A 25,712-nucleotide genomic window follows, 5' to 3' on the forward strand; every position below is an offset into this window, starting at 1 on the left:
CTCAATCCGCCCGGATCCCGTTGGGCTGCCGTCAATCCCCTGATGAAGATATTGGCAAGGGCTCTTTGAATATATGTGTCCTATAAGGGAATGGAATCTCAATGTCCGCGTCATCCAGCGCCCGTTTAACGGAGCGTATCACAAAATCGCGGCTTTCGTGCATGTCGCGCTGAGCCGAACCCGACCACCAGCGCAGTTTGAAATCAACGGAACTGGAATTGAACTCGCAGGCGAATATATCGACCGGCTTTTCGCTATCAACCACATCTGTCGATTGCACGCCTTCGCGGATCACAGTGCGTGCCTGTTCGAGGTCGGTGTCATAGGAAACGCCAACGACAATTTCGTGCCTTCGCTGCTGTTGGTCGGTCAGAATTTCTATGGGATTTTTGAACAGGACCGAATTGGGGACGATTGTTAGCTCATTCGACGGCTTACGGATGTGCGTTTCACGCAGCAAAATCTGTTCAACTTTCCCTTCGATACCTTCGCATTTGACATAATCACCGATCCGCATCTTTTCACGTGCCATGATCAGAATACCGGCGAGAAAATTCTCGAATATATCCTGAAACGCGAACCCGATCGCGACCGTTCCTATGCCTAATCCAGCAACAAGGCTGCCGGGAGTCAAATCGGGCAACAATATGGTCAGGGAAACCAGCAGTCCGACGGTCCAGATTGCTATTTTGACGAGCGTGTCAACAAGCTCCCGAAGCGACGGCCGCATTGACGTCTTTGCGGTGAGCTTGTCTGAGATCCTGATGGCAAATTTCGCGACGATCCATGTAAAGATCAGGAATGCAATCGCGATGACCAGACTGGGCAAGAGAGCAATAATACCTTCCCACATTGACTGCAGTTGTGCGATTAAAATTTCAAGCGTGCTCAGCGATTTATTGACCTGTTCATTCATTCGTCCAAAACGCATAGCTTTGAGTTTGGTTGCATGATCAACGCTTGAGTGGGAACCGTTATCGTGCAGGATCGTTGCTATTCTATGGCGAACATATTCAAACCCGGGGTAAATTGCTGGCGCGTGGAGCATGCAGATCGTTCCGCCGTGCTTATTGATGGCGAAAATTATTTTCGGGCGGTGCGAAAGTCGCTGGCGCAGGCGAAGCAGCGGATCATGCTGCTGGGATGGGATTTCGACGAGCGTGTGGAAATGCACGATACCGTAGAGCAAATCGAGGGGCCGCTGCAGATCGGGGCCTATTTCGACTGGCTGCTCAAGAAGAATCGCAATCTGGACATCTACGTGCTGCGCTGGGATACTGGGGCGTTAAAGTCCTTTGTCCGGCTCAACGGGCTTCTGACTCTGGCGCGCTGGTATTTTCATCCGCGGGTGCATTTCAAGCTGGATGCCCATCATCCGGTAGGTGCCGCGCATCATCAGAAGGTCATCGTTATCGACGAAGACACCGCTTTTTGCAGCGGCATTGATGTCACGAACAATCGCTGGGATACGCGGGCGCATGAAGAAAGCGAGGAGCAGCGCTATCAGCCCGACGGCAATGATGCCGGGCCATGGCATGATGCCGCGATGGTGGTTCAGGGAGACGTCGCCCGCGCTTTGTCGGAATATGCCTGTCAGCACTGGGATGCGGCCGGCGGCAAGGATGTGAAACCGGTCACCGCCCGTGCGGATTGCTGGCCGGTAGGTTTGGATGCCGATTTTACCGATTGCCCGGTTGCCATTGCCCGCACGTTGCCAGAGATGGATGATCAGCCGGGTGTGAATGAAATCGAGAATCTTGGAGTCGATCTGATAGCCGCAGCCGAGCGACATATTTATGTGGAGAGTCAATATTTCGCCTCTGCCACGATTGCCCGCGCCATCGTTGAACGCCTCTCGGAACCGGACGGGCCGGAGGTGATCATCGTCAATCCGCAAAGCGCCGAAGGATGGCTGGAAGCCGAAATCATGAATTCGTCTCGGGCGCGGCTATATCAGGCTGTCAAGGCACGGGACAAATATGACCGGTTTCGTATGTTCCACCCGTTTAATGATGCTGGCACGCCAATCTATGTTCATGCCAAGATAATGATCGTGGATGACCGTTATATCCGTATCGGATCGTCCAATTTCAACAATCGCTCGCTCGGGTTTGACAGCGAATGTGATGCGGCGATTGATGCTTCTGTTACTGAAGGTGACGCTGTTTCCAGCCAGATTGCACGTATCCGGGACGATCTAATCGCCGAACATCTCGGGCAAGACGAGGTCGAGGTCCGCAGGTCAATCGCTGAAACTGGTTCGTTGATCGCTACCATAGAGAATCTGGGAAAAACGGAGAACAGGTTGCGGCGTTATCAAACGCCCGACATCAACGCCGTGGAAGAATGGCTGGCAGATAATGATATTCTCGACCCGGAACGGGCCGATGACGTCTTCGCCGGCATCATTTGATACAGCTTCGCCATCAGATCCGGCCCGTCATTAGGCCGTGGTATCGGCCTGCTTTTTGTCCTGGATTTTCTTGATGATGATTCTGGCGGCAATTGAAACGGCACCTGCGGCGATAGTTCTGATGATGAAGCGCATGTTGCTTTCCTTTATAGGTGATAATCTATTGATATATCTACCTGCGGAAAGCGGATTGGTTCCGGACAAGCGGCAATTCAGTCGTTAAAATCCATTGCCCAGATGGCGACGATCAATGTTATCGCGCCCATCGCCATCAAGCCCGAGATCAAGCGCATATTATTGGGTTTGACTGGCGTGGCCTTGTGCGAATCGAGCCGGCTCTGAACCGCACAACCATTGCGTTGGGCTGCCCAGAAGATAAAAATGCCGATGCCCATGAACAGTGATGCAATTGCCTTGGGCACCCAGAACGGTTCGAGTTTTCCAAACAGGGCGTTGAAGCCGAGTCCGATACCGACGGCGGCTAGTCCGGTGCGCATCCATCCCGCAAAAGTTCGCTCATTGGCCATGATCGTTCGATCTTCGGCCCACTCTGTACGGTCTTCGGCAAGGTCAGTTCGCTCGCTTGCCAATTTATTGTTCGATGGAGTCTTGGCCATGATGGTTTCCGGGCAGCGTGGATGGGCGGTTTCTTGAGGATGAATAGCAAAAAGCCCCGATATCCACCATAATGGCGTCTGTCGGGGCTTATGATATCAGGCGAGGATGTCAGGCTAAATGGCCCGTGCAGTCCCTCTTGGCCCGACAAAGAACCACAAAAGCAGTCCGATAACAGGCAAGACCAGAATGATCAGGGTCCAGATGAGTTTAGCGGCCGTTGAAGATCCGCTTCCCCATACGCTCAGCAGCGCCCAGATGTCCAAAGCCAGAATCAGAAGGCCAATAATTCCATATTCCATGATAAATTCCTTTCTTTAAAATGTGATGCAATGTCGGGTTTACGAAGTTGCGTCTTCGAGATGGTCAATAAGGCGACCGTCCGCTTTCAATTCACCTTGGTAGTTTCTGAGCAATGTCTTTGCGGAAGGCGGGAGTTCATCGCGCTCGAGGGCTCTTTCGAATTTCATGCGAAGATATTCCTCGCCGGATTCGACGGCTTCAATCGCGGCTTCATCGTTGTCCTGCAAAGCGGCGCTCAGACCCATGAACACGCGATGGGCAGACGCCAGGATTGTACCATCGCTTTCCGGCGTATCGCCATGTTGCATTATTTCGTTGCGGACGGCGGAAGCCATCGCCCGACGAGCGGCTGCGCGACGGGAGAAGAAGTTTTTGAAAGTCGTGCGGTCCGCAATCTCCGCTGCTTTTTCATAACCATGCGCGGAATCGATCAGGGTTTCCAGGACGTCATTCAATATATCCGTTGAAGTGTTGTTTGTCATTTTACCCTCGTTGCTTGTTGAATATGATCAATCAACATCGGACGGGCTTGTCGGTTCCAAACTATATTTTCCCCAGCAGCAGGAACTTTTGCTATGCTGCAACGTATGCTAACGCTGCAGACTGGAAAATTATGCTCCTATATCGCCTGCTTCTGATCATCGGCTTTTTAGCGATAGCCTTTTGTGGTTCGACTACCGTCTTTCCACGTCTCGGCGCAGTCGATGCGCAGGTTCCAGTGACCGAACCGGCGGACGAACCAGAAATTGTCATTGATCCGGGGGCGAGCGGCCGCGATGACAATGCCATTGCGGAGAGGCTGCGCGGGATTTTTCAGGAGATTAGTGGCCTGGAAAGCGTGGTGGTTGCGGTGGACGCTGGTGTCGTCAGCCTGTCCGGATCGATCGCCGATGACGCATTGGCCGAGCGTGCGAAAGCCATAGCTCAGCGCGTATCCGGTGTCGTCACGGTAGAAACCCAATTTGAGCGCGATCTGTCGGTGGGCAGAAATGTTGAACCCGTCGTCGATAAATTTGGGGTGAGTCTGCAGAATTTTCTTTCGGCCCTTCCGCTCCTTGGAATCGCCTTTCTCGTGGCGATTTTCGTTGGGCTGTTGGGCCATTTTATTGCCTCACGGATGAGCTTCTGGGAACGTGTGACGCCCAATATATTTTTGGCCGAACTGATCTCCGGAACCATCCGTGTGATGTTCATTCTGGTCGGGATATTTATCGGTCTGGACATTTTGAACGCGACTGCGTTGCTTGGCGCTGTGCTGGGCGGTGCCGGTGTTATCGGTTTGGCGGTCGGTTTCGCACTGCGCGATACGGTCGACAATTATATGTCGAGTATTATGCTGAGCATCCGCCAGCCGTTTCGCGCAAATGACCATGTTGTGATTGGCGCGCAGGAAGGCCGGGTTGTTCGGTTGACTTCGCGGGCGACGATTCTGATGACTCTGGATGGTAACCACCTGCGTATTCCCAACGCGTCCGTATTCAAGGCGGAAATATTGAATTATTCGCGCAACCCCCAACGCCGGTTCAGCTTTGAGTTGGGCGTCGATGCCGATGATGATCCGGCCGCCGCGATCGAAACCGGATTGCAGGCGATCAATGGGCAGGATTTTGTTCTGAATGATCCCGAAGCGACGGCAGAGATAAGGGAAGTTGGCGATTCCAACATCGTCATCGCCTTTCACGGCTGGATCGACCAGAGGGACAGCGATTTCAACAAGGCCAGAGGGGCCGCGATCCGGGTTACCAAATATGCGCTCGAAGAATCCGGTTTTGCTTTGCCTGAGCCAATATATCGTTTGCGTTTCGACAATGGATTACCGAGCGTGACCGGGAACTTGAGCAAGGATGACCGCCGCGAACCGACGGGCGCGAGCCCAATAAAAGCGAAGGCGGAAACGGCCTTCGACGTATCCCCAGAAGATCATGTGGAGAAGCTGGTGGATTCGGAGCGATCAGACCAGGGAACCGACGACCTGCTGAACAATCAACAGCCGGTCGAATGACAATGGGTGTGGCTAATCTATGTTAAGCCGCGATCGGACAAAATGCATTAATCGACCGCGGGACAATGGTTCCAGCTGCGAGAACTACGGTTCAAAGAAAGTTATCTGTGCCCTCCCGTTTAATCACTTCCCTCATTTATGTGAGTACCGCTCGCTGTGACTTGAGCCTTGAAGACTTTCTCGGCATCATGACGGTGTCGCAACGCAATAATCAGCGGTTTGGCATTACCGGTCTGCTCGTGTTCAACGGCACCAATTTTATGCAATGCCTCGAGGGCGACAAAGCGGCGACCAATGATTGCCTCCGAAAGATTGGCTCGGACGAACGCCATAATGGCATCACGATTTTAAGCCACGAGCTACGGGCAAAACCAGAATTTTCAGGCTGGCACATGGCCGGGCGATATCTTCCGGCAGAGCAGTGTCTGGGGGAGGCGAGCCTCGCGGCACTGTTGGCCGATGAGGCGGTTTCGGAAGCGACACGCACGCTTTTCCAGAGTTTTCGTTCTCTTGGCGGCTTGCCTCAGCCGTAAGAGACTCCTTAATCAAGTGCGCGCTATTTATGCCGCTTCCTTTGCTGTTCGCGACACAGCGTACCGATCTTTTCAGGCAGAAGCGTTACCCTGCGCGGATGCTTTTCTGGCTTTTTCCAGTTCGGCTGCTTCGTCACCGTCAAGCGCACGGGCAGCATCCTTTGCCTTTTTCTCGACTTCTCCGCTCTTCGCAAATTCATGCTGCGCGTCCTGGAAGCGGCGAGAACCTTCGCGGCTTCCTTCGCCTTCCATTTTCAGGTTGGATGTCTGTTCTGTTCTATCTGACATTGCTAAAATCTCCTTGGTTGCATGTTGCCATCCCTTAGAAAACCACGTTGCCGGGAGATCGTTCCGCGCAATTGGACAAAATCTATTAAAATTTATATGCAACTTTTACCGACATCGGGTGTTTATCTTGCAAGCAACATAAATTGAGGCATGTTTTGGGGAACCCCGATAAAAATCAGATTGAGTCGCCGGGAAGCGGTGATGGGGTAAAAAACCGAAGGACGTGCTGGTGAAAAGCAAGGACGACATGCAACAGAGATTGGGCCTCGGGCTTAAAAATATGTATTTAAGTGTACTGGAGGAGCCTCTTCCGGACGACATGTTGGCGCTATTGGATCAATTGGATGATGCCGATGACAACGGTGATAAAAACGATAAAAACAATGGTGCCAGTCGATCGGGCCTAAATGACCAAGGATAAAACTTTATCATCAACGCAGTTCAAGCAGGAACTGGCGGAGGCGATCCCTCATTTGCGTGCCTTTGGGCGGAGTCTGGCCGGCGACCGAGACGTTGCGGATGACCTCGTTCAGGACACTTTGCTGAAAGCATGGGCTGCACGCGACCGCTTCATTGCGGGAACATCGATGCGGGCATGGACCTTTGTCATTTTGCGCAACACGTTTTTTTCCAGCATGCGCAGAAAGAAATTCACCGGGAATTATGATGAACTGGTAGCAGAACGGATTTTGTCCGCGCCAGCGTCGCAGCAAGATCCATTGCATCTGGCAGATTTGCAGCGCGCCCTGATGGAATTGTCCGAAGATCAGCGTGAAGCGATCATTCTCGTGGGTGCCGGTGGCTATTCCTATGAAGAAGCCGCCGAAATCGCTGATTGCGCGATCGGCACAATGAAAAGCCGTGTATCCCGCGCCCGCAAGACGCTGGAAGAAATCTTGGACGAAGGACGCTTTACATCCGCGTCGGACGGGCATGAAGATCTGGCCGCAACTGCACTAGAGAATATCATCGGCGAGGTGGCGAAGATCGGGTCCTAGCGATTCCGCGCCGATCAGCCGTACCCGTCCCCTTACAATTGTAAAATGAATATCACCATGGCGATACCGATCACAGCAAGCGGTATCGACCAAGCAAGCGTCTTTCGATTCAGCTTGGGGGGACGAGTCTGCCTGGCGTCATTGCGATCGAAAGATGACATGCGTCTCCTTATGCTGGCTGCGCTGCAGTCGAAAAGAATAATGCCTGACTGATTGCTGCACGGATTGCATTGGGCTGGAATGGCTTAGTGATAAGAAAAGTAGGTTCAGGTCGTTCGCCAGTGAGCAGGCGTTCGGGAAATGCGGTAATGAAGATCACCGGAACCGATATCTGTTCCAATATGTCTTTCACAGCATCTATTCCCGAGCTGCCATCAGCCAGCTGAATATCGGCAAGCACCAGGCTCGGCTTGGCTTTGTCGACAGATTCCAGGGCGCCCTTATGGGTGGTTGCGGTACCACATACACGGTGGCCCAACTCTGTAACGATCTGCTGTAACTCCATCGAGATCAAGGCCTCGTCCTCGATTATCAGCACGTCAGACCGGATTTCCTTGTCGATGTCCGCGATCGCATCTTCCAGCAGGTCATTAATGGAAGCCTCTCCAACATCCGCAATTTTCGCGACTTCGCTGATCGAGAAGCCTTCGAGCGCGGTCAGCAGCAGCACCTGCCGACTGATAGGTGGAATGGCGTTCAATCGGTTTTGCGGCGTGTTATCGTCCGGGTTTTCAGTGACTCTTACATTTGCGCTTTCCCAGATACGGGAAAAAATCCGATAGAGTTGAACGCGGATATTGTCGTCATTTGATACCGATTCCGGATCAGCGATGATCGCTTCCAGCGTTGCTTTGACAAAGGCATCCCCACTTTTTTGACTGCCGGTTAGCGCGCGCGCGTAGCGCCGTAAATAAGGCAAATGCGGTTTTAGAATTTCAGCTAGCGACATATATATCTATCTCCGTGATACCCTCTCATACGCATGACGTGTAAAAGGGTTCCACAGATTTTTCAATCAGTTGAAACTGGGGGCGGATTCCAAATTTTAGCGCCAGACCGGAACCAAGCAGTGGGCAAACCGTATGTTTTGTATCAAACGGATATTGGAGCAAATAAAATGACAGGCAATTATTCAGAAGAAATGGATGCGGTCAAATCAGACCTGGTGACGCTTAAAAGCGATCTCGCGAACTTGACGAAATCCGTCAAGGCAGACGCGCAAACCAACGCGGCGGAATTGCGCGAAAATGCATCCATAAAATTAAAGGCTGCCCAGAAAAATGCAATGGAAGCCGGAACAAAGAGCCGGGAAAAGGCACAGTTAACGATCAAGAAAAATCCAATCGCAAGTATCGCTGCAACCGCAGGGCTTGGCCTGATTGTCGGTGCTTTGATGGCACGACGATAATCGGCGTGTACTATTGGAATTAAAAAGGGCGAGGGGACTAATCTTTCCCTCGCCCTTTTAACTATGTTTATCCCGGTCGGGATATTGTGATAGCTATGCGCGGCGTGGGGTTTTGGTCCCGTACGCATGGAACGAGATCGCCAGTTAGACGTTTGTATGTTGATCTCTTCAGGGGCATGAAAAAAGGATCAGATATGAGCGCGGTTAACCGTACGACCGACAAGCGGCACAAATCGATGGAAAGCGAACGGTTGGCGATACTGGACAGCTATCACATCATGGATAGTGGGCCTGAGGAAGCCTTCGACCGTATTACACGATTTGCCGCCGACATTTTTTCGGCTCCGATGGCGTCAGTCGCGTTCTTTGATGAACAGCGGGAATGGTTCAAATCCAAGGTCGGTATTACAGAATCCCATGCCGACCGGTCGGTTTCTCTGTGCAGAAATCTGATTGAAGGCAAAGAATTTGTCGTCATTGAGGATACGGAATGCGTACCGGAGCTAGTAAACAATCCGTTGGTCAGTGGCGATCCGTCCCTTCGATTTTATGCCAGTGCACCGCTCGTCGCTCCTGGCGGCATGGTCTTGGGCGCGATTTGGATCGGAGACACGGTCGCCCGATTTCGGACAACACGAAGCCAGCTCCACCAGCTGCGCAACATGGCTGATATCGTGATGAGTGAAATGGAGTTGCGCCGGGAGATTGCGCTGCGTGAGCAAGCACAAAAAAATGCTGCGATTGATCGGTCCAATTTAAATCTTACCCTGGCGCTCAGCAATACCGCGAGCTTTCGGCTCGATTATACGACGGGTATGATTGAATGGGGCGGGGCCTATATGAAAATCTGGGGTGAAGATGCTTCGGAATCGCTCGCAGAATTGCCAGCCGCGTTGGACCGCATTCACCCTGAAGATCTTGCATCGGTGCAGGAGGCGATGAATCTGGCGTCAGCCCCGGGTGAAAAATTTGAGACCCGATTTCGCATTGTGATGCCATCAGGAGAAATTCGATGGGTGGAGGCCTATGGCGATTATATCGAAGTGAACGGTCGCCCGACCCTGACCGGCCTCAACAAGGACATAACCCATTCCGTTGACCAGCAGGAACAGCTTAAACTGCACACGCGCGAGCTTCACCATCGCCTGCGCAATCTGTTCGCTACGCTGCAATCGATCATGGCGCTGACAAAAAAATCAGCAACGTCGATTGATGACTATATCGAGCGGATCAATAGTCGGCTTAGTGCGTTGAACCGGGCCCAGCAAATTCTGCTCGACACCAATTTCGTGACAGGTTCCTTCACCGCCTTGGTTAGGGATCTTGGCAGGACCTACCCAAGGGTGCGATGGACTGGTGTGGATTTTCCCCTTTCGGAAAACGCGATGGTGTCCATGTCGCTCGTCCTGAATGAACTGGCGACCAATGCCGCCAAATATGGGGCGCTGACCAGCGATAAAGGCCTTGTAAAGATAGATTGGACGATTGAGTCCGAAGATGGCGCAGACATTGTCAACCTGCGCTGGTCTGAACGCGGTGGTCCCAAGGCGGCCGCCGTGCCGATAGGGGCAGGCTTCGGCTCCTCGCTCATTGATCATAGCATCACCCGAAACTTGCGGGGAGAGATCATCAGAGACTGGACAGCGGACGGTCTAATCTGCACCATCACTTTTCCAGTTTCGGAATATGGGGGATATTAGTGGCGCAAAAGGCCCTGCTCCGGCGGATTTCATTCTACGCCGATCTTGATAGCGACGATCAGCAGGTAATCATGCAGATCGCGGGGCGTGAACAGCATTTCGAGAAAAATACAGAAATTATCGACGCCGGTCAGGAACTGGATAGCGTATTGATTGTGAAGGAAGGCTGGGCGATCCGGTACAAGTCTCTTGAAGATGGTCGGCGCCAGGTGTTGAATGTGCTCTTGCCCGGAGACATGTTCGATTTGCAGGTTCTGGTAGCCGCCGAAGCCGACCATTCGGTAAAAACCGTCACCAGCTTGACCGGATTGTCGGTCCGGCCCTCGGTGTTGCGCCATCTGTTGACCGAGTCCGGAAAACTGACACTCGCCTTCTGGTGGATGCAGGTACAGGAGGAAGCCTTCCTGCGCGAACAGATCGTTCGAAACGGGCAGCAAACAGCGCGGGAAAGAATTGGACATTTTCTTCTCGAGCTTCATCGCCGGGTGCGAATATCTGGAGAGGGCACCAGTGACGGGTTTCGCGTACCGCTGACGCAAACTGTCATTGCCGACGCGCTTGGCTTGACCCCGATTCATACCAATCGGGTGCTCCGGCAGTTGGAACGCGATGGACTGCTGGAGCGGGGAAAGGGATGGATCCTGTTCAGGGACGCCGCCCGGCTTGCCGAAATCAGCCAATTTGATCCCGCCTATTTCCATTTAGACGCTTTTCGGATGCGTCTCGGCCGCGATTAAATTTGGGGCGCATTGGAACCCGATGCTGACGTCCTGCGTTGGACATATCGAACCAATGAAGGGAGTTCATTATGAATAAATTTATAATCGTCGCAGCGATGGCTGCTGGTCTGACCCTCTCCGGCTGCGAGGCCAAAGTTACGGAAGAGGGCGAAATGCCTTCCGTGGACGTCGACGTGTCCGGTGATGCGGGTACGTTGCCTGAGATCGACGTTGATACAGCCGATGTAGAAGTCGGGACCGAAGAAGTGACGGTAGACGTGCCTGACGTGGACGTGAAAATGCCTTCCGAACAATAGTTTTTTTAAAATTGGCAAGAATGGCTGGGGCATTATGTCCCGGCCATTTTTTTTGCGCCAAAATATCCGCATGTCGCTTCACCTACATATTAGGACAGAAGTGTGGCGGGGTGGATTATAATGTCGGCTGGTTTTGCAAAAGTGACTGGGAAATTCGTCCGTTCGGAAAACGGGGGGGATTACGATTCGGCGAATTTCCCAGCCGGTTTTTGAGGAATGAAGGCAACTCCGGGTCCCGGGTTGTCACTCATTCAATCCATATAACCTTTTGCGCAGCATGTGGTTCCCTGCGCAGCAAATTTTTTTTCGCATGTCTGAAGGCGGGAAAGGAGGTGCATCTCCGCGTTTCTGTGGTCAGCTGTTCGGGAGCGATGGAACTCCCCAATGGGATGTTCGTGAGGGCGCGACGTCGAAAAATGCAACTGACAGGCGGTTCGTGCGTCTATTCAGGAGAATATAGACGATGGAGATAATATGACCGACATTTTTACCCGTCTCAAACAGGATCACGACCGTCATCGCGAGATGCTCGACAGGGTGGCGGCAACAAGCGGCGACAGCGAGAAGCGGCGTGAGGCTTTTGAACAGTTGCGGATCGACGTTTCAGCCCATGCCAACGCGGAGGAACAATCCTTGTATGCCGAGATGCTGAGCAGGCCCGATCTGCAGGACAAGGGCCGCCATTCAGTCGCCGAGCACAAGGAAGCGGAGGATTATTTCGAGGATCTGGTCGACATGGATTTCGAAAGTAGCGGCTGGCTGACACGGTTCAAGACGCTGAAGGAGCGGCTGGAACATCATATGGACGAGGAAGAAGACGAGATATTTGCCGCCGCCAAAAAGGATCTGAGTGCCGAGCGCGCACAAGAACTCGCCGAGATTTTCGACGATCGCAAGCCGGTGGAGAAACAGGAAGTTGCTTGATCAACTGATCGGATCCGGGGCTGCTGACATGCTGTCGGACTGGACCAGCACAGGATGGGCGCAGGTTGCGCTGATCGCTCTGTCCGCTCTATGTATGTATGTCGCGGTGATCGTGCTTACCCGGCTGGCGGGCGTCCGCAGCTTTTCCAAAATGAGCGGTTTTGATTTTGCCGTCACCGTTGCGATAGGGTCGGTGCTGGGTTCGGTCATCCTTTCCAAAAACCCGCCTATTGCCAATGGCGTCGCTGCGCTCGTCATTCTGTTCGGACTCCAGATCGGAATGGCGGTGCTCAGAAGCCGGTTTCCCGGCCTGCAATTGCTGGCTGATAACAAACCGCGGCTGATCATGATCGGTGGTGAAATACAGCATGATCAGTTGAAAAAGGCAAAGATGACGGAAAGTGACCTGTGGGGAAAATTGCGGGAGGCGAATGCCCTGAATTTTTCACAGGTGTTGGCCGTGATCGCGGAGACTACAGGCGATGTGTCCGTTCTGCACGCGAAGGATGGCGATCGTGATATCCAGCCAGAACTTTTAAATGGCGTGATTGCCGGTGAGCGCTATCATCTTGACCGCCCTCGCGAGCAACTACCCCGGTCCTCATGACCCACCAACATCGTCGTCGGTGGATCATGATGGAACATGGTTGCTTTGGCCGGCGTGTCGCCAGATGGATGTCTAGCGGACGGTCACCGTTACGGCGCGGCGATTCAGACCCCATGCCTGTTCATCCGAACCCAAGGCGTCGGGGCGTTCCTTGCCGAAGCTGACGACCGATATTCTTGAGGTTTCCACGCCCAGCGTTGAAAGATAGTTTTTCGCGGCATTGGCGCGGCGTTCGCCCAAGGCGAGGTTATATTCGCGGGTACCGCGCTCGTCGCAATGGCCTTCGATCCGGATGCGGACACTTGGATTGGCGACAAGCCAGGCGGCCTGACTGCGCAAAATTTCCTGATCCTCGCTGTCGACATTGCTCCGGTCGGTTTCGAAGAATATTCTGTCTGCTGCAACATTGGCCAGAAAGTCTTCTTGGCTGCCTTTGACCGGTCCGCTGCTGCTATTATAATAGTCTGTGCTGTCTCCAGGTGCTGGCGGCAGCCCTTCCGGTGCCTTCTTGCTGCAAGCGGACAGCGACAGGGCTGCGACCAATAGGGGTATTGATGCGAATTTGAGCGAAGCTGGTATATGGGACATAGTGTAGCCTTTTGAATGTTACGAGTGTCCCATAGGTGTTTTTGTTCGAAGCAATTACCACGGATTTTATATGCGTTAGCCCAGGGTCCGGACATAGGAATTCCATGGTAACGGCCCGACGGTGATTGACGTAAAACAAGCGGGCCCCTTCCAGGGGCGATTTGAACTAGAAGACGTCCCCCCTGAGATGGCGCGGGCACCCGCCCACCCCGACGAAGTCCGCGCCATCCAGGTTTCAATGTTCCGATTCAATATCCAGTCGATAGCCCACACCGGGTTCGGTCAGCAGATATTCCGGCTGGGATGAATCAAACTCCAGTTTCTGACGGATAAGCGCCATATAGCTGCGCAAATATTGGGTATCGACCGTGGGGTCATTCCATCCGGCGAGCAGAAGCTGGCGATGGGTCACCACCTGTCCGGCATGCCGCGCCAGTGTTTCCAGCAGGTCGAATTCCTTGGGCGAGAATTTGATTTCCTCGTCCATCAACACGACCTTCCTTTTGAGAAAGTCGATGGACAACGGACCGGACTGGAACTGCTGGCTTTTGACCGCCTCGCTTTTCCTTCGCCGGACAGCGGCCCTGATTCGCGCCAGCAGCTCCTCGATATTAAACGGCTTGTTGATAAAATCATCCGCGCCCTGATCCAGCGCGGCGACCTTTTCCGCTTCCTGGTGGCGGGCTGACAGGATGAGAATCGACAAGGCGTTCATGCTCAGTAATTTCGAGATGATTTCCTTGCCGTCGGCATCGGGCAAACCAAGGTCGAGCAGAATGATATCAAACACGGTATCCTTTGCCTTTTTCAGGGCTTCCGCAGCTGTTCCGGCTGAATCGACGCTATAGCCCTGCGCGATTAGCACCGGTTGTAGCGAGCGGATGAGAGCGGTCTCGTCATCGACCAGTAATATTTTCGCGTTCATTGGCTGATGCTTTCTGTGGGGGAGGGGGATACTGGAAGCTTCACGACTATTTTCGTCCCCTTGCCCATTTCCAGCGGGCTATGCGCGGCGATATCGCCTCCGAAGGCTTTAGCAAATCCGGAAGCGATCGACAGGCCCAGGCCATGGCCTTCCTTGCGCACATTTTCTGCCGAGCGGTAAAAACGGTCAAATACTCTGGTCAGCTCGGAAGCCGGGATGCCGCATCCCTGGTCGGATATGGCAATCTCGACCCGCCCGGCCTGTTTGTGGCCGGTGATCAAAACCGGCGCGCTTTCCGGACTATATTGGACCGCATTTTCCAGAATATTGTAGAATAACTGTTCGAGCATGACCGGATTGGCGCGCACCGTGCACGAATCGAACGGCAGGGATATGATGATTTCCCGCCCGCTGTGATGGAGTTTTACCGTGTTGACGGCCGAGCCCAGCATTTCCAGCAAATCCAGACTTTCCAGCTGGTCGGGCGATATCCCGGCTTGCAGCCGGCCCAGATTGAGCAGGTTGGTTGTATAGCGGTTCAGGCGTTCGCACTGGTCCTGAATGATCGTCAGCATGTCCTTGCGGGACGCTTCGGTCAGTTTCTCACCATAAGACGCGAGGCTGGATGCCGACGCCGAGATGGCCGCAAGCGGGGTGCGCATGTCATGCGATATGGAGGAAAGCAGCGCGGTCTTGAACTCTTCGGACCGTCGCATGGCTTCCGCTTCCGATTTCTGGTGCAGCAGAACAAACCGGTCGATTGCCATGCTCAGCAGGTTCAATACTGCAGCGAAATCAATCTTGCTCAGTCTCTTCGAATTTTGCGCGTTTTCGGTACAGATCAATAGCCCAACAGGGCGCTGCGGCGATGACAATTGATAGGCGATTTTCCGATCCTTGAGATTCTGTAAGCCTTCTGGTCCGATGGCTTGCTGCGCTTCGGCCAGCCAGCGTTCTTTTCCTGCAACCGCTATCCATTCCTTGTCGCCGAGCGCATATATTTCGAATGCACTGGCGGAATCAAATATCCCCGTCCGGACGATCGCCCGGTCGATATCTTCGAGATGGACGGCGGTTTGAAGCTGATTGCTGATGTCCAGAAGCAGGTTGATCTTCTGCTGTGCGATTTCCGCCGCGCGGGCCCGGTCATTGATCCGTCCGGCCAGCGCACCCGACAGAAGAGCGCTTAGATTAAACGCCAGCAGCGGGATATATTCATCGGACGTGGTGACGCCGAAATCCAGCAATGGTTCGCTGAAGAAAAAATTGTAGAAAAAGGAAGCGCCGATGCCCGCCAGCAAGCCGCCGCGGAGGCCATTGACTGCGCCGATGATCGTCACGGCCGACACGTAGATCAGCGCCGCACTGACCGGCCGGTCCGCATTCTGGGCCACATAGGTTGCCAGGGTTCCGGCGATAAAAACCGCAATGCCGATAAAGAAGGAAAAATAGCTACGGGAGCCATCCGGGGACAGTCGATCGACCATAGGCGGCATTTTATTGGGCATCGGTAATTTCATCCCGACGACATAGCGGAGAATCCGGAAAGCTACATGCACGGATTTTCTATGCTGCCCGTGTCGGGCTTTCCCGATTGGCGGGACGGGTCAATGCGCTGTGCCGATTGTTACCCGGCGGTCCTGATGATCTATGCGGCCAGATCGGCCGGTATGCGGCGCTGGACGACTAGTTCCACGCAGATTGAAACCTGACTTTGTCGCCAACCAGGTCGGCCACGGTGAACCCGTCCAGATGCTGCAGAAAGGCTTCAACACCGTCGGAGAGCACATGGCGGAGGCCGCATACCGGGGTGACAACGCAGCCATTGCCGGCCCTGTCGAAACATTCGACAAAGGTGCCATAATCTTCGAACGTGCGGACGACCGTGCCGACATTGATGGTGTCGGCGGGCTGGCCCAGCAACAATCCGCCACTGCGCCCGCGGACACTCTCGACAAAACCTTCTGCCACCAGTCGCTGGGCAACCTTCATTAGATGGTTTTTCGAGATGTCATATCGCCGGGCGATTTCGGTGATCGAATGATGGCCGTCATTGGCAGCCAGATACATCAGGGTACGAAGCGCATAATCGGTGTGAACGGATAATCTCATAAAAGATGCATATCATATATTGCTATTAACTGCCAAGCGGTATAAACAGTGCATATGAAATACACCTTATCCGAGTCGAGGCCATGACCGAAGCCAGCTATGCCGAACGGGCCAGAGCGAAAAAGACCGCACAAGCCAACGCGCTTGGCATTGACGATAGGCTGATTTCCAATCTGGTCGAGACTTTTTACGACTCGATTCGCAGCGATGAACTACTCGGTCCGATCTTCATGGCCCATGTGGCCGACTGGACGCCGCATCTCGCACGGATGAAGGACTTCTGGGCTTCCGTAACTCTGGAATCAGGACGCTTTCGCGGCAATCCCATGCTCAAGCATATCGCTATCGGCGGCCTCGACACTATGCATTTCGACCGGTGGCTGGTGCTCTGGAACCAGACTCTCGATGATATCGCACCCAGTGAAGCCGCGGCGCAGGTCTTTCGCCAGGCCGCCCAACGGATAGCCGAAAGCCTTCTGACCGGTATCAAAGTCCAGCGCGGCGGTCTGGACTCAATTTCCAACCGAAAGGAGAAGTGATCATGTTGATGGATTTCCAGATGGAAGGCGGACAGGCCATTGCCGCCGAGATCATGGCAGAGATGGAAAATATGCCGGAAAGCTACCATGCGCCATCGCACGAGATCCGCACCTTTGAACTGCCCAGTTCGGTCTGGATCACAATGTTCGCTTCTTATGCCGTCTTTTTCGCTGCGCTCTTCATTGCCACCGGTCACGGTACGGCGGCCATATTCGCGCTGGTGGTCAGCATGGCCTATGCCGTGATGTATTTTGGTACCGCAGCAGTCCTGAACAATGTCACCGCGGCCCAACGCAAGGCTTTGCCGCCGACTGACCCGGTCGGCGGGATAGAAACACAAACCGGCTGGATGACCAATGGCGCCGCTAATGCCCAGATTCTGACGGTTCCGATATTGCTGGCTGCTTTCGGCTGCGCTTTCGCCGTCATCCGGGCTCTCGTCTGATGGCGGGCTCGTCCGGGACGGTCGCTCCTTATGGCGCGTCACCGATATTTGACGAGATTAGCCTGCCGGATTCCCTGCGTAACAAGCATAGTACCAAAGATGGTACCTGGGGCTTGTTGCGGGTGCTCGAAGGCGAGGTTGAACTGGTGTTTATCGATCCGCCGTCACGGCATATGGTCACGGTCGATAATCCCGCACCGATTCCTCCGCAGTCCCCGCATTTTGTCAATCTTATCGGTCCGATGAAAATGCAGGTCGAATTTTATCGCAAACACCCGCTGGGCGCGGATGATTCCGCGTCCTGATTTTCTATTCTGAAACAGACGTTCGTTTCAGCGATTGTTCGCACTAGCCCGGTCTAATATCCGCTGCGGGCGCAAAATCGGCCATGTGCCAAACATGTAAAGTCCTCAAACAGTAGATCAGTGGTGAACATTTCACAGGCCCGGATCGTCGAATTTCCCTTAAGTTTTCAACTCTCTTGTTCAGTTTAGCACTCGACACTATAGCTGATCGGCAAAAGGTGAAGATCTATTTTGACGGGACATTGATATGGCCGATATTTTCATAAGCTACTCGCGCAGCGACCGGGATCGGTGCAAGGCGATTTGCGACATATTGGAAGGTCTGAAAGTCAGTGTTTGGTTTGATGCAGGCATAGGTGCCGGTTCATCCTTTGATCGCGAGATTGAACGCGAGATTGACGCGGCGAAAGCCTTGCTGGTCTTATGGTCGGAAGACTCGGTAGAGTCCGACTGGGTGCGCAACGAAGCGCGCACTGGCAAAGAACGCAGCGGACTGATCGCTGTTCAACTGCGGCCTTGTACCTTGCCATTGGAATTCAGGTCGGTTCAGGCCGAAGTTCTACCTGAAGGGGCAGAGGGATCTGACAATGCGATCTGGTTGGGAATATTAGAGCGGATTGGTGAGTTGCTCGATAGGCCAGGTCTGGTCGAATATACTCGATTGAAAGATAAGGGCAGCGTTGCGGACTGGAAAAAATGGTTGGCGCGCCACTCCGATGATCCGCTGGTTCCGGATGTCATAGACAATATCATCGAAAACGCGACACCCGACATAAGCCAGCAACTGGCTGGAGAGCGGGCAAAGCGCAGTGCTCTGCAAGCGGAGCTGGCTGAATTGTCGGCAGCTTCTAAAGCGCAATCGGGGGAGCTTGCCACGGGCGCCCGTGAATTGGTCCGGCTGCGCCGCGAACTGGATCAGGCTCAATCTGGTCAGCATGCCGCCGAGTCTGAACTTGCCCGGTTTCGCGAAGCCGGTGGCGGCAAGAATAAGGGCGATGGGGAATTGTCCGGCCTTGGTATCGTTCTGAACGACAAGATAGCGCTCTATATTGCAGCATTATTGTGGATCGTTGCCATCCGCTTCTGCTGGGAGCCTCTCAATCAACTAATCAAAGGCTATGGCGCACTTGGTGACGTGTTCTGGATTGCATTTGGGATAATCACTTTGGCCGTTCCGGCAGCACTGCTGTCGCTCAAAATATTCCGGAAGCGCAAAGCATTGCAACGTGAAGAAGAGGCACTGGCGCATAATGTTGCCGATTGATGGTAATCGGGGATGCAACTGCTCGCACCCAGGCTGCCATTGACAGCGGCAATCTGCTGCTGGCCTATGACACGGCAATCTCTGCCTTAAACGGCGGTGATACGACGCCGGAATTATGCCACTTGATGGTACTCGCGCTGGCCCGAATGGGTAACGGCGAACAGGCACTTGAGCTTTTTCATCAATATGGTCTGGATTCTTCACCTGATGCTCACCATCGCAGCATCGCCGCGCGGATATTGAAAGATTCGGCCTTGGCCACTTCCGATAAAGCCGAGCGGAAATCGGCATTGCTGAAAGCCTATCACGCCTATCGTCACATTTTCGAGTCTAGTGGAGATGCCTATCCCGGCATTAATGCGGCATCTATGGCCTTTCTGGCTGGTTTGCCGATAGAAGCGCAGACAATTGCCACGGCCATTCTGAAAATTCCCGCAATCCGCAACCCGGACAACTATTATGACCTGGCAACAAAGGCCGAAGCGCTCTTGATCGCAGGTCAGCCCGAAGAAGCTGGCGTGACATTGTCCGACGCGGGGACAATGAAAGATGCCAATGCCGGCGCGAGGGCCAGCAGTGTCAGGCAACTGGAATTGGTTGGTCTTGAAGCGGGTCTGGACAAAGATATAATTGATACATTGCTCGCGCCAATATCGCCCCCAATGGTCATCCACTATTGCGGGCATATGTTTCTGGAAGACGCAGAAACGGAAGCCAATCTCCGGTCAGCTATCGACGACTTTCTCGACCAGAATGATGTTGGATATGCCTATGGCGCGCTCGCAAGTGGCGCCGATATTTTGATCGCCGAGGCCGTGCTCGCCCGTGGTGGTGAACTCAATGTAGTTCTGCCATTCATCCAGGAAGATTTTATCGCCCAGTCGATTACCCCCGCTGGAAATGGCTGGCTGGCTCGCTTCGAGGAGTGCATGAAAAAAGCTAACAGCATCAATTATGCAACCGAAATGCATTATGTCGGTGATCCCGACCAGTTCAGCTATGCCAGCAAGGTTGTCATGGGAATGGCGAAGCTTCGTGCACAATATCTCGGCAAATCAGCGCAGCAGCTTGCGATTTGGGACGGTGTTCAATCTTCTGGCTCAGCGGGAACCGGCGCAGATGTCGCGACCTGGAAATCTTTCGGGGGCGATTCCCATATCATTGATTCCGGACCTATTGATCGTAATCTCGCCCGTTCGCAAAAGCCTAATGAGAACCTGCACAAACGCACCGTAGCAGCCATAATATTCACCGATTTTCCAGGGTTTTCAAAACTGGCCGAGGCGGCACTGCCTGCATTCTGGAACGGCGTCATGCGGACCATGGCCATGGTTCTGGAAAACTACCCCGGCCAAATTCTTGCTCAGAATAGTTGGGGGGACGCCCTTCTGGCGGTCACACCCGATGCACCCTGCGCCGCCAGTCTGGCGCTGGAGCTTCAAAGTGCGTTGCTGGATTTCGATTATTCACTTTTGGGGTTGGCGGAAAGTGGGGGGATGCGGATAGGTGTACACTATGGTCCGGCCTATGAAACGCGCGATCCGATCACCGGCAAACCCACGCTTTACGGCACTGAAGTGTCCAGAGCGGCACGGATCGAACCGGTGACGCCTCCAGGTGCTGTATTCGTTACCGAGCCATTTGCAGCCATTCTAGCGCTTGAGGCCCCGGGCGAATATACGTGCCGCTACGCCGGAAAAATCGAATTTGCGAAAGGCTATGGCACTTATCCGATTTATCAACTCAAAGATCGGCATTGATCCCGGAGATTTCATAGTCTCCATCATGACCCGCTTCGTAAACCTGTGTTGGCGGCATTACCGCCTTCAATATACCAGTGCAATCTCGCTGGCGGTGCGCGCGGTCCAAACGGTTGGAATGCCAAATGACGAATGATGTGGCAGGGGATACAGGTGCTGCAAATACATCTGGATCATTGACCCGCAGTTCAACAGGCTAAAGGGTGAGGGACATCACATAGTCAAAAGATAGGATATGTCATTGCGTTCGTGAGTGAATTTTGAGACGATCCGAACGGGGGAACGGGACATGGCTTGCAAAATCGTCAAACGAAATGACTGCAGAGCATTCGGGGCAATGATTGTCGCCTTGTCTCTGATTACTTGTTTCTCCGGGCTTGGCGCCGCAGCATCAGCCCAAGAACCGGGCCTGGAAAGCCGGGAAATCAAGGCCAGCATCAAAAATTTTCGCAAACAGGCCGATAAAGAGCGCAGATCGGGTCAATATCAAAAAGCCGCAGCATTGTCGGCTCAACTGTTGCCGCTCATCGCAATGAAAAATGGCAGTCAATCCAAGGATTATGCGAATGCCCTTATGGTGCATAGCGTTGATTTGATGCAGGTTGGACGTAACAAAGAGGCCGAGAAAATAGTCCGGGAAGCACTGCGGCTCCAGGAAGAGATTTTTGGTGTTGGCAGCGAAGAAAGTTTGACCGCATATAATAATCTTGCTGCAAATATGTTCGGTCAGGGGCGATATAAAGAAGCAGAACCGATCTATCGAAAAGTTTTGGCATCACGCCAACAGATGCTTGGTTCAAAACACCAGGATACCGCCTCTTCTCTGTCCAATCTGGCGCTAAATTTGATGATGCAAGGACGTCATGATGAGGCAGAGCCACTCAATCGGCTGGCCTTTGAGATCCGCACAAAAGTCTTGGGAAAAGGACATAGTGATACCCTTGACAGCCTCAATAATCTGGCCGGAAACCTCCAGTTGCAGGAACGCTACGCCGACGCAGAACCGCTATTTCGTCAAGCCCTGTCCATCCGTACAAAAACACTGGGTAAAAAGCATCCGGGCACTTTGATCAGCCTTGATAATCTTGCCACGATATTGGGCAAGCTGGGGCGTGCAAAAGAAGCAGAGCCACTCCATCGGCGTGCATATGCTATGAATATCGAAATTTCGGGAGACAAGCATCCGGATACACTGGTTAGCATGGGAATGCTGGCCAGCAATCTCAGCAAACAACACAGATATAAGGAAGCTGAGGCGCTCCAACGGCGCGCGATTGAATATATGACGGAGGTTTTGGGCGAGGCCCATCCGACCACACTGACTGCGATGGGTAATATGGGTTTCACTTTGAACCATATGGGAAATGACGAAGAAGCGGAAAAAATATACCGCCAAATTCTGGCCTTGAAAACAAAATCGCGCGGCGAGAATCATCCCGACACATTGTCGTCATACGGCAACCTCGCTTATAATTTGATAGAACAGGTTGATCGTGCTGATCTCGCGATCGTCCCGGCCAGAGCGGTGTTAAACGGTTGGCTCTCTCGCTGGAATATGAGGGGCAATGATGCACGGGCAGAAGCCCAGTATCAGCGCGAAATTAAAAGCAAAAAGCACTATTTCACGCTTTTTGCTGACGCGGGCTGGATAGCGGCTGGAGAAAATCCATCTCAACGCGAGCCGTTACGGGAAGAAGTCTATAGCGTATTACAAAAAGCGGTGGTGGGGCCAGCGTCCCGCGCAGTTGCGCAAAACGCAGCGCGACGGGCAGCGGAGAATCAGGCCGCCGGCTTGGGTGAGCTTCTTCGGCAAAGACAATCTCTCGCCAATGAGTGGCAAAGCACGGACACACGCATAAACCGGCAATTGATAGCAAGCGAACGGCGCAAAGATAGAAAGCTCGAAAATTTAAGGCAAAAGCACATTGCGCTGGTGCAGAAAATAGAAGCGATTGATGACCATGTTCGCGAAGCTTTTCCGCAATATTTTTCCATGGTTCGGCCAGAACCACTGACCATCGCAGAAACTCAAGCAATGCTCGGTCCGGACGAGGCCTTTCTGATGGTCGTACCGGCGGCACTGGGAACGCATGTTATTGCAATCAGCGATGACGGCATTCAGTGGGCACGATCCGACTGGAAACGCGGCACGATCAATGCCGTTGTCAAGCGCCTGCTTTGGGATGTGGGTGCGACTGTCGATGTCAGTCAAGTGCAGGCGGCCGAATGGGCGGAAGAGGGTGAAGGCGTTTATCCCTATGACCGTGGCACGGCGTTTGCGCTTTACAATCAAATCATTGCTCCGGTTGCCGATCGCCTAAAAGGTAAGCGGCACGTTTTCATCGCTACAACGGGATCTCTTAGCAGTCTGCCGTTTGGCATATTGGTCGCTGAAAAACCTGAAGGTGCCGATGGCAATCCAGCCAGTTTGCGCGCGACCAGATGGTTCGCCGATCTGCATGCGTTGGTCCAAATACCATCTTTACAGTCTCTGCAATTTTTGCGGCGCGCAAGTCCCGCCGACAAGAACAAACAGGATTCCAAGCGTTTTATCGGTTTCGGTGATCCGGTGTTGCTTGGCCAATCAAACATTCGAGGCGCAGGCGGTACAAGAGCCAAGCATGATAATCTGGCTCAAAGTGATGATGGTACGGCTGTTTCAGCTTTTCGCGACAGCCGCACACGATCTGGTGCCGGTATTGCTGATATTACAGCGCTCAGAAAAATGGCGCGTCTGCCCGGAACCGCGCAGGAGCTGGAAGCCATGCGCATTGCCTTGAATGCGCCGCAGGCCTCGATCTTCACCGCGGCGCGCGCCAGCGAAAGTAATGTTCGCAATGCCGACCTTTCCGGCGTCAATATTGTGGCGCTCGCGACCCATGGCTTGCTGGCAGGTGAAATTCACGGTGCAGCCGAACCCGGACTGGTCTTCACGCCTCCGACAGAGGCCAGTGAAAACGATGACGGTTTGCTCACCGCTTCTGAAATAACGGGATTAAAACTCAACGCCGAATGGGTGATAATGTCGGCGTGCAACACGGCTGCCGGCGATGGCAGTGAGGGGGCTCCCGGCCTGTCTGGACTGGCGCGTTCCTTCTTCTATGCTGGTGCGCGAAATTTGCTCGCATCGCATTGGCCGGTACGCGATGATGTGGCCGCCAGGATCACCGTGCGGACGATCGAGATCAAACGCGATAATCCGCAACTGAGCAGAGCGGAAGCATTTCAGAGAGCGATGCAGGAAATCCGCAACGATCCGTCCGCGGATAGTGATAATGATACATGGGCTCACCCCAATGCCTGGGCGCCGTTCGCGCTGATTGGTGATGGCGCGCAATAATGGGGTGCGAAGCGGCGCCAGGCGCGTACTACACGGGAGCACTTGTCCCCGATTGAGCAGTCGCGGGTCAGTCTGGCAGGCTTATCCAGCTACCGCCGACACAGAGCACCGATTCAAGCGCTAGCCAGTCCGCAGCAGTGCTTTCCGAGATTCCGCCCGTAGGGCAAAAAAAGCACTGGCCAAAGGGGGCGGACAGGGATTTGAGCGCGGGTATCCCGCCGTTTGCAGTTGCGGGGAAAAACTTGAAGTGGGTCAGTCCAAGATCCAGCCCGCGCATTATGTCGGCGGCAGTCGCAATGCCGGGAAGAAACGGAATATCCGCCGCGATAGCCGCTTTGCCCAAGGCATCGGTTAATCCGGGAGAAACGATAAACTCTGCCCCGGCTTCAATAGCCGCTTGCAGCTGTTCTGGATTTGTCACAGTGCCCGCTCCGACAATGGCACCCGTAACCCGACGCATTTCTGCAACGGCCTCCAGCGCGCATTTTGTCCGCAATGTAACTTCCAGAACAGGATAGCCGCTATTGACCAGCGCTTCGGCAACGGGTTTCGCTTGTGCAAGATCGTGGATGACGAGCACCGGAATGATATTTGTCTTCCGCATTATCTGTTCGATCGGTTTGATTTCGGGGGTCAATCGCCATGCTCCTGAATATAAGCCGCCGCAGCGCCAAGCAGGCCGGGTTCGGGATGCGAGATCAGTTTGACCGGCAGATTTTCCATCAAACCGCGGTAGCGGCCTTTGGATACAAACCGGTCAGCGAAGCCCGAGCTTGATATGTGATCGATCAGCCTGAGTCCCAGACCGCCAGCCAGGACAACTGCCGCCGAACCATGCGAAAGGGCTATATCTCCGGCTACCGAGCCGAGCGCCAGAAAGAAGCGATCAAGCGCCGCGGTGGCTATGCTGTCATGGCCTTCCAGTGCCATTTTCCAGAGAGATTTGTCATCTCCAGGCGGTACCGGCCGGTTTTCCATTTCCGACAATATCTCGAATATTGTCCGGAGGCCGGGCCCCGAGACAACGCGTTCGACCGATACGCGTCCGTGTTTGGTACGCAGAGCCCGGAGAATTCGATCGTCAATGGCATCCCGGGGTGCGAAGTCACAATGCCCCGCTTCGGTTGCGAGCACTTGCGTTCGATCGTCATTGCGGATCATTGCGGCTACACCAAGACCGGTCCCAGGACCAATCACGCTGATGACTCCGGATTGGGGAAGCGGGATATCCGGTCCGGTAATATGCTTAAACTTTGTTTGTTCAACCATCGTCACGGCGTGGGCCACGGCGGCAAAATCATTGACCAGCGTATAGTGATCCACTTCGAGTTTTTCCCGGATCTGGGGAGGCCGGATGATCCACGGATTATTGGTCAGATTGATCAATTCGGCATTGATTGGAGCGGCAACCGCAATTGCTGCCGCTCTCGGAAGTGAACAGCCCAACGTTTGACCAAACACTTGCCATGCAATCTGGAAGCTTGGGTGGTCGGCCGTTTTCAATGTGACGGGAGGAGTCAAAGCTGCAATTTCGCCATTGTTTATTTCTGCGATGGCAAAGCGCGCATGGGTTCCGCCGATATCGGCTACAACAATCTCTGTCACC

At 53.7% G+C, this 25,712-nt stretch carries 29 protein-coding genes; 17 read left to right on the top strand and 12 right to left on the bottom strand.

Annotation, left to right across the window (positions count from 1 at the left end; genetic code table 11):
- Nucleotides 1-31: 31 nt before the first annotated feature.
- Nucleotides 32-916, bottom strand: a complete 885-nt coding sequence (locus tag ACN0VD_RS08420; protein ID WP_417593493.1) for a mechanosensitive ion channel family protein — start codon at nucleotides 914-916, stop codon at nucleotides 32-34.
- A gap of 84 nt (nucleotides 917-1,000) precedes the next feature.
- On the opposite strand from ACN0VD_RS08420, the gene ACN0VD_RS08425 reads away from it, so the two are divergent.
- The gene (locus ACN0VD_RS08425; protein ID WP_417593494.1) at nucleotides 1,001-2,413 is read left to right on the top strand and encodes a phospholipase D-like domain-containing protein; all 1,413 of its coding nucleotides are present in this window, start codon (nucleotides 1,001-1,003) and stop codon (nucleotides 2,411-2,413) included.
- Nucleotides 2,414-2,625: 212 nt separating this feature from the next.
- Here the strand turns inward: ACN0VD_RS08425 and ACN0VD_RS08430 are convergent, their stop codons facing one another.
- The 3 genes from ACN0VD_RS08430 to ACN0VD_RS08440 all read right to left on the bottom strand — a co-directional run bounded on the left by ACN0VD_RS08430 (nucleotide 2,626) and on the right by ACN0VD_RS08440 (nucleotide 3,813).
- On the bottom strand, nucleotides 2,626-3,030 hold the full coding sequence (locus ACN0VD_RS08430) for a YidH family protein (protein ID WP_417593495.1): 405 nt from the start codon (nucleotides 3,028-3,030) through the stop codon (nucleotides 2,626-2,628).
- Nucleotides 3,031-3,144: 114 nt separating this feature from the next.
- The gene (locus ACN0VD_RS08435; protein ID WP_417593496.1) at nucleotides 3,145-3,330 is read right to left on the bottom strand and encodes a PLD nuclease N-terminal domain-containing protein; all 186 of its coding nucleotides are present in this window, start codon (nucleotides 3,328-3,330) and stop codon (nucleotides 3,145-3,147) included.
- A gap of 39 nt (nucleotides 3,331-3,369) precedes the next feature.
- On the bottom strand, nucleotides 3,370-3,813 hold the full coding sequence (locus ACN0VD_RS08440) for a PA2169 family four-helix-bundle protein (protein ID WP_417593497.1): 444 nt from the start codon (nucleotides 3,811-3,813) through the stop codon (nucleotides 3,370-3,372).
- Nucleotides 3,814-3,944: 131 nt separating this feature from the next.
- Here ACN0VD_RS08440 and ACN0VD_RS08445 point away from each other — a divergent pair, with 131 nt between their 5' ends.
- A complete protein-coding gene (locus ACN0VD_RS08445; protein ID WP_417593498.1) occupies nucleotides 3,945-5,333 on the top strand; it encodes a mechanosensitive ion channel family protein in 1,389 nt (462 codons plus the stop codon).
- A 107-nt stretch (nucleotides 5,334-5,440) separates the two neighbouring features.
- Nucleotides 5,441-5,866 (top strand): BLUF domain-containing protein, encoded by a 426-nt coding sequence (locus ACN0VD_RS08450; RefSeq protein ID WP_417593499.1) that lies wholly within the window; start codon nucleotides 5,441-5,443, stop codon nucleotides 5,864-5,866.
- 72 nt (nucleotides 5,867-5,938) lie between these two features.
- Here ACN0VD_RS08450 and ACN0VD_RS08455 read toward each other — a convergent pair whose 3' ends face one another.
- Nucleotides 5,939-6,154 (bottom strand): hypothetical protein, encoded by a 216-nt coding sequence (locus ACN0VD_RS08455; RefSeq protein WP_417593500.1) that lies wholly within the window; start codon nucleotides 6,152-6,154, stop codon nucleotides 5,939-5,941.
- 229 nt (nucleotides 6,155-6,383) lie between these two features.
- On the opposite strand from ACN0VD_RS08455, the gene ACN0VD_RS08460 reads away from it, so the two are divergent.
- Together ACN0VD_RS08460 and ACN0VD_RS08465 are read left to right on the top strand one after the other, a co-directional pair.
- Nucleotides 6,384-6,575 carry a NepR family anti-sigma factor gene (locus tag ACN0VD_RS08460; protein ID WP_417593501.1) on the top strand — a complete coding sequence of 64 codons (192 nt, stop codon included), beginning with the start codon at nucleotides 6,384-6,386 and terminating at the stop codon, nucleotides 6,573-6,575.
- Complete coding sequence (locus ACN0VD_RS08465; protein ID WP_417593502.1) at nucleotides 6,562-7,152, top strand: sigma-70 family RNA polymerase sigma factor; 591 nt, start codon at nucleotides 6,562-6,564, stop codon at nucleotides 7,150-7,152. Before ACN0VD_RS08460 ends, ACN0VD_RS08465 begins: the two co-directional genes overlap by 14 nt.
- Before the next feature lie 169 nt (nucleotides 7,153-7,321).
- Here ACN0VD_RS08465 and ACN0VD_RS08470 read toward each other — a convergent pair whose 3' ends face one another.
- Nucleotides 7,322-8,101 (bottom strand): response regulator, encoded by a 780-nt coding sequence (locus tag ACN0VD_RS08470; RefSeq protein ID WP_417593503.1) that lies wholly within the window; start codon nucleotides 8,099-8,101, stop codon nucleotides 7,322-7,324.
- 120 nt (nucleotides 8,102-8,221) lie between these two features.
- On the opposite strand from ACN0VD_RS08470, the gene ACN0VD_RS08475 reads away from it, so the two are divergent.
- From ACN0VD_RS08475 to ACN0VD_RS08500, 6 genes are all read left to right on the top strand, one after another.
- Nucleotides 8,222-8,560, top strand: coding sequence for a DUF883 family protein (locus ACN0VD_RS08475; protein WP_417593504.1), 339 nt, complete (start codon nucleotides 8,222-8,224; stop codon nucleotides 8,558-8,560).
- Nucleotides 8,561-8,754: 194 nt separating this feature from the next.
- Nucleotides 8,755-10,260 carry a sensor histidine kinase gene (locus ACN0VD_RS08480; RefSeq protein WP_417593505.1) on the top strand — a complete coding sequence of 502 codons (1,506 nt, stop codon included), beginning with the start codon at nucleotides 8,755-8,757 and terminating at the stop codon, nucleotides 10,258-10,260.
- The gene (locus ACN0VD_RS08485) at nucleotides 10,260-10,997 is read left to right on the top strand and encodes a Crp/Fnr family transcriptional regulator (protein WP_417593506.1); all 738 of its coding nucleotides are present in this window, start codon (nucleotides 10,260-10,262) and stop codon (nucleotides 10,995-10,997) included. Before ACN0VD_RS08480 ends, ACN0VD_RS08485 begins: the two co-directional genes overlap by 1 nt.
- A gap of 71 nt (nucleotides 10,998-11,068) precedes the next feature.
- On the top strand, nucleotides 11,069-11,296 hold the full coding sequence (locus ACN0VD_RS08490; RefSeq protein WP_417593507.1) for a hypothetical protein: 228 nt from the start codon (nucleotides 11,069-11,071) through the stop codon (nucleotides 11,294-11,296).
- A gap of 474 nt (nucleotides 11,297-11,770) precedes the next feature.
- Entirely contained in the window at nucleotides 11,771-12,220 is a 450-nt protein-coding gene (locus ACN0VD_RS08495) for a hemerythrin domain-containing protein (RefSeq protein WP_417593508.1), read from the top strand.
- Nucleotides 12,213-12,827 carry a DUF421 domain-containing protein gene (locus ACN0VD_RS08500; protein ID WP_417593509.1) on the top strand — a complete coding sequence of 205 codons (615 nt, stop codon included), beginning with the start codon at nucleotides 12,213-12,215 and terminating at the stop codon, nucleotides 12,825-12,827. Before ACN0VD_RS08495 ends, ACN0VD_RS08500 begins: the two co-directional genes overlap by 8 nt.
- Before the next feature lie 72 nt (nucleotides 12,828-12,899).
- Here ACN0VD_RS08500 and pal read toward each other — a convergent pair whose 3' ends face one another.
- The 4 genes from pal to ACN0VD_RS08520 all read right to left on the bottom strand — a co-directional run bounded on the left by pal (nucleotide 12,900) and on the right by ACN0VD_RS08520 (nucleotide 16,452).
- Nucleotides 12,900-13,415: a peptidoglycan-associated lipoprotein Pal gene (gene pal, locus ACN0VD_RS08505; protein WP_417593510.1), complete on the bottom strand. Its 516-nt coding sequence runs from the start codon at nucleotides 13,413-13,415 to the stop codon at nucleotides 12,900-12,902.
- A 235-nt stretch (nucleotides 13,416-13,650) separates the two neighbouring features.
- A complete protein-coding gene (locus tag ACN0VD_RS08510) occupies nucleotides 13,651-14,340 on the bottom strand; it encodes a response regulator transcription factor (protein WP_417593511.1) in 690 nt (229 codons plus the stop codon).
- Complete coding sequence (locus tag ACN0VD_RS08515) at nucleotides 14,337-15,899, bottom strand: ATP-binding protein (RefSeq protein ID WP_417593512.1); 1,563 nt, start codon at nucleotides 15,897-15,899, stop codon at nucleotides 14,337-14,339. Before ACN0VD_RS08515 ends, ACN0VD_RS08510 begins: the two co-directional genes overlap by 4 nt.
- A 127-nt stretch (nucleotides 15,900-16,026) precedes the next feature.
- Nucleotides 16,027-16,452, bottom strand: a complete 426-nt coding sequence (locus ACN0VD_RS08520; protein ID WP_417593513.1) for an RrF2 family transcriptional regulator — start codon at nucleotides 16,450-16,452, stop codon at nucleotides 16,027-16,029.
- An 83-nt stretch (nucleotides 16,453-16,535) separates the two neighbouring features.
- Between ACN0VD_RS08520 and ACN0VD_RS08525 the strand changes: the two genes are divergently transcribed.
- The 6 genes from ACN0VD_RS08525 to ACN0VD_RS08550 all read left to right on the top strand — a co-directional run bounded on the left by ACN0VD_RS08525 (nucleotide 16,536) and on the right by ACN0VD_RS08550 (nucleotide 24,106).
- Complete coding sequence (locus ACN0VD_RS08525; RefSeq protein ID WP_417593514.1) at nucleotides 16,536-16,991, top strand: group III truncated hemoglobin; 456 nt, start codon at nucleotides 16,536-16,538, stop codon at nucleotides 16,989-16,991.
- A 2-nt stretch (nucleotides 16,992-16,993) separates the two neighbouring features.
- The gene (locus tag ACN0VD_RS08530) at nucleotides 16,994-17,437 is read left to right on the top strand and encodes a hypothetical protein (protein ID WP_417593515.1); all 444 of its coding nucleotides are present in this window, start codon (nucleotides 16,994-16,996) and stop codon (nucleotides 17,435-17,437) included.
- A complete protein-coding gene (locus tag ACN0VD_RS08535; protein ID WP_417593516.1) occupies nucleotides 17,437-17,742 on the top strand; it encodes a DUF1971 domain-containing protein in 306 nt (101 codons plus the stop codon). Before ACN0VD_RS08530 ends, ACN0VD_RS08535 begins: the two co-directional genes overlap by 1 nt.
- 247 nt (nucleotides 17,743-17,989) lie before the next feature.
- Entirely contained in the window at nucleotides 17,990-19,006 is a 1,017-nt protein-coding gene (locus tag ACN0VD_RS08540) for a toll/interleukin-1 receptor domain-containing protein (RefSeq protein WP_417593517.1), read from the top strand.
- Nucleotides 19,006-20,766 (top strand): TRAFs-binding domain-containing protein, encoded by a 1,761-nt coding sequence (locus ACN0VD_RS08545; RefSeq protein ID WP_417593518.1) that lies wholly within the window; start codon nucleotides 19,006-19,008, stop codon nucleotides 20,764-20,766. Before ACN0VD_RS08540 ends, ACN0VD_RS08545 begins: the two co-directional genes overlap by 1 nt.
- Nucleotides 20,767-21,055: 289 nt before the next feature.
- Nucleotides 21,056-24,106, top strand: a complete 3,051-nt coding sequence (locus tag ACN0VD_RS08550; RefSeq protein WP_417593519.1) for a tetratricopeptide repeat protein — start codon at nucleotides 21,056-21,058, stop codon at nucleotides 24,104-24,106.
- A gap of 67 nt (nucleotides 24,107-24,173) precedes the next feature.
- On the opposite strand, the gene eda is transcribed toward ACN0VD_RS08550, so the two are convergent.
- Nucleotides 24,174-24,710, bottom strand: a complete 537-nt coding sequence (gene eda, locus ACN0VD_RS08555) for a bifunctional 4-hydroxy-2-oxoglutarate aldolase/2-dehydro-3-deoxy-phosphogluconate aldolase (RefSeq protein WP_417593570.1) — start codon at nucleotides 24,708-24,710, stop codon at nucleotides 24,174-24,176.
- 29 nt (nucleotides 24,711-24,739) lie between these two features.
- Complete coding sequence (gene glk / locus ACN0VD_RS08560) at nucleotides 24,740-25,711, bottom strand: glucokinase (protein ID WP_417593520.1); 972 nt, start codon at nucleotides 25,709-25,711, stop codon at nucleotides 24,740-24,742.
- Nucleotide 25,712 lies beyond the last annotated feature (1 nt).

It is taken from the genome of Parasphingorhabdus sp., from assembly GCF_048267785.1.
Classification (GTDB): domain Bacteria; phylum Pseudomonadota; class Alphaproteobacteria; order Sphingomonadales; family Sphingomonadaceae; genus Parasphingorhabdus.

What these genes read in the sequence shown, in the direction of transcription:
- ACN0VD_RS08420 (WP_417593493.1), bottom strand. Translation starts at nt 916, where the DNA reads ATGAATGAACAGGTCAATAAATCGCTGAGCACGCTTGAAATTTTAATC.
- ACN0VD_RS08425 (WP_417593494.1), top strand. Translation starts at nt 1,001, where the DNA reads ATGGCGAACATATTCAAACCCGGGGTAAATTGCTGGCGCGTGGAGCAT.
- ACN0VD_RS08430 (WP_417593495.1), bottom strand. Translation starts at nt 3,030, where the DNA reads ATGGCCAAGACTCCATCGAACAATAAATTGGCAAGCGAGCGAACTGAC.
- ACN0VD_RS08435 (WP_417593496.1), bottom strand. Translation starts at nt 3,330, where the DNA reads ATGGAATATGGAATTATTGGCCTTCTGATTCTGGCTTTGGACATCTGG.
- ACN0VD_RS08440 (WP_417593497.1), bottom strand. Translation starts at nt 3,813, where the DNA reads ATGACAAACAACACTTCAACGGATATATTGAATGACGTCCTGGAAACC.
- ACN0VD_RS08445 (WP_417593498.1), top strand. Translation starts at nt 3,945, where the DNA reads ATGCTCCTATATCGCCTGCTTCTGATCATCGGCTTTTTAGCGATAGCC.
- ACN0VD_RS08455 (WP_417593500.1), bottom strand. Translation starts at nt 6,154, where the DNA reads ATGTCAGATAGAACAGAACAGACATCCAACCTGAAAATGGAAGGCGAA.
- ACN0VD_RS08465 (WP_417593502.1), top strand. Translation starts at nt 6,562, where the DNA reads ATGACCAAGGATAAAACTTTATCATCAACGCAGTTCAAGCAGGAACTG.
- ACN0VD_RS08470 (WP_417593503.1), bottom strand. Translation starts at nt 8,101, where the DNA reads ATGTCGCTAGCTGAAATTCTAAAACCGCATTTGCCTTATTTACGGCGC.
- ACN0VD_RS08480 (WP_417593505.1), top strand. Translation starts at nt 8,755, where the DNA reads ATGAGCGCGGTTAACCGTACGACCGACAAGCGGCACAAATCGATGGAA.
- ACN0VD_RS08490 (WP_417593507.1), top strand. Translation starts at nt 11,069, where the DNA reads ATGAATAAATTTATAATCGTCGCAGCGATGGCTGCTGGTCTGACCCTC.
- ACN0VD_RS08495 (WP_417593508.1), top strand. Translation starts at nt 11,771, where the DNA reads ATGACCGACATTTTTACCCGTCTCAAACAGGATCACGACCGTCATCGC.
- pal (WP_417593510.1), bottom strand. Translation starts at nt 13,415, where the DNA reads ATGTCCCATATACCAGCTTCGCTCAAATTCGCATCAATACCCCTATTG.
- ACN0VD_RS08510 (WP_417593511.1), bottom strand. Translation starts at nt 14,340, where the DNA reads ATGAACGCGAAAATATTACTGGTCGATGACGAGACCGCTCTCATCCGC.
- ACN0VD_RS08520 (WP_417593513.1), bottom strand. Translation starts at nt 16,452, where the DNA reads ATGAGATTATCCGTTCACACCGATTATGCGCTTCGTACCCTGATGTAT.
- ACN0VD_RS08525 (WP_417593514.1), top strand. Translation starts at nt 16,536, where the DNA reads ATGACCGAAGCCAGCTATGCCGAACGGGCCAGAGCGAAAAAGACCGCA.
- ACN0VD_RS08530 (WP_417593515.1), top strand. Translation starts at nt 16,994, where the DNA reads ATGTTGATGGATTTCCAGATGGAAGGCGGACAGGCCATTGCCGCCGAG.
- ACN0VD_RS08535 (WP_417593516.1), top strand. Translation starts at nt 17,437, where the DNA reads ATGGCGGGCTCGTCCGGGACGGTCGCTCCTTATGGCGCGTCACCGATA.
- ACN0VD_RS08540 (WP_417593517.1), top strand. Translation starts at nt 17,990, where the DNA reads ATGGCCGATATTTTCATAAGCTACTCGCGCAGCGACCGGGATCGGTGC.
- ACN0VD_RS08545 (WP_417593518.1), top strand. Translation starts at nt 19,006, where the DNA reads ATGGTAATCGGGGATGCAACTGCTCGCACCCAGGCTGCCATTGACAGC.
- ACN0VD_RS08550 (WP_417593519.1), top strand. Translation starts at nt 21,056, where the DNA reads ATGGCTTGCAAAATCGTCAAACGAAATGACTGCAGAGCATTCGGGGCA.
- eda (WP_417593570.1), bottom strand. Translation starts at nt 24,710, where the DNA reads ATGCGGAAGACAAATATCATTCCGGTGCTCGTCATCCACGATCTTGCA.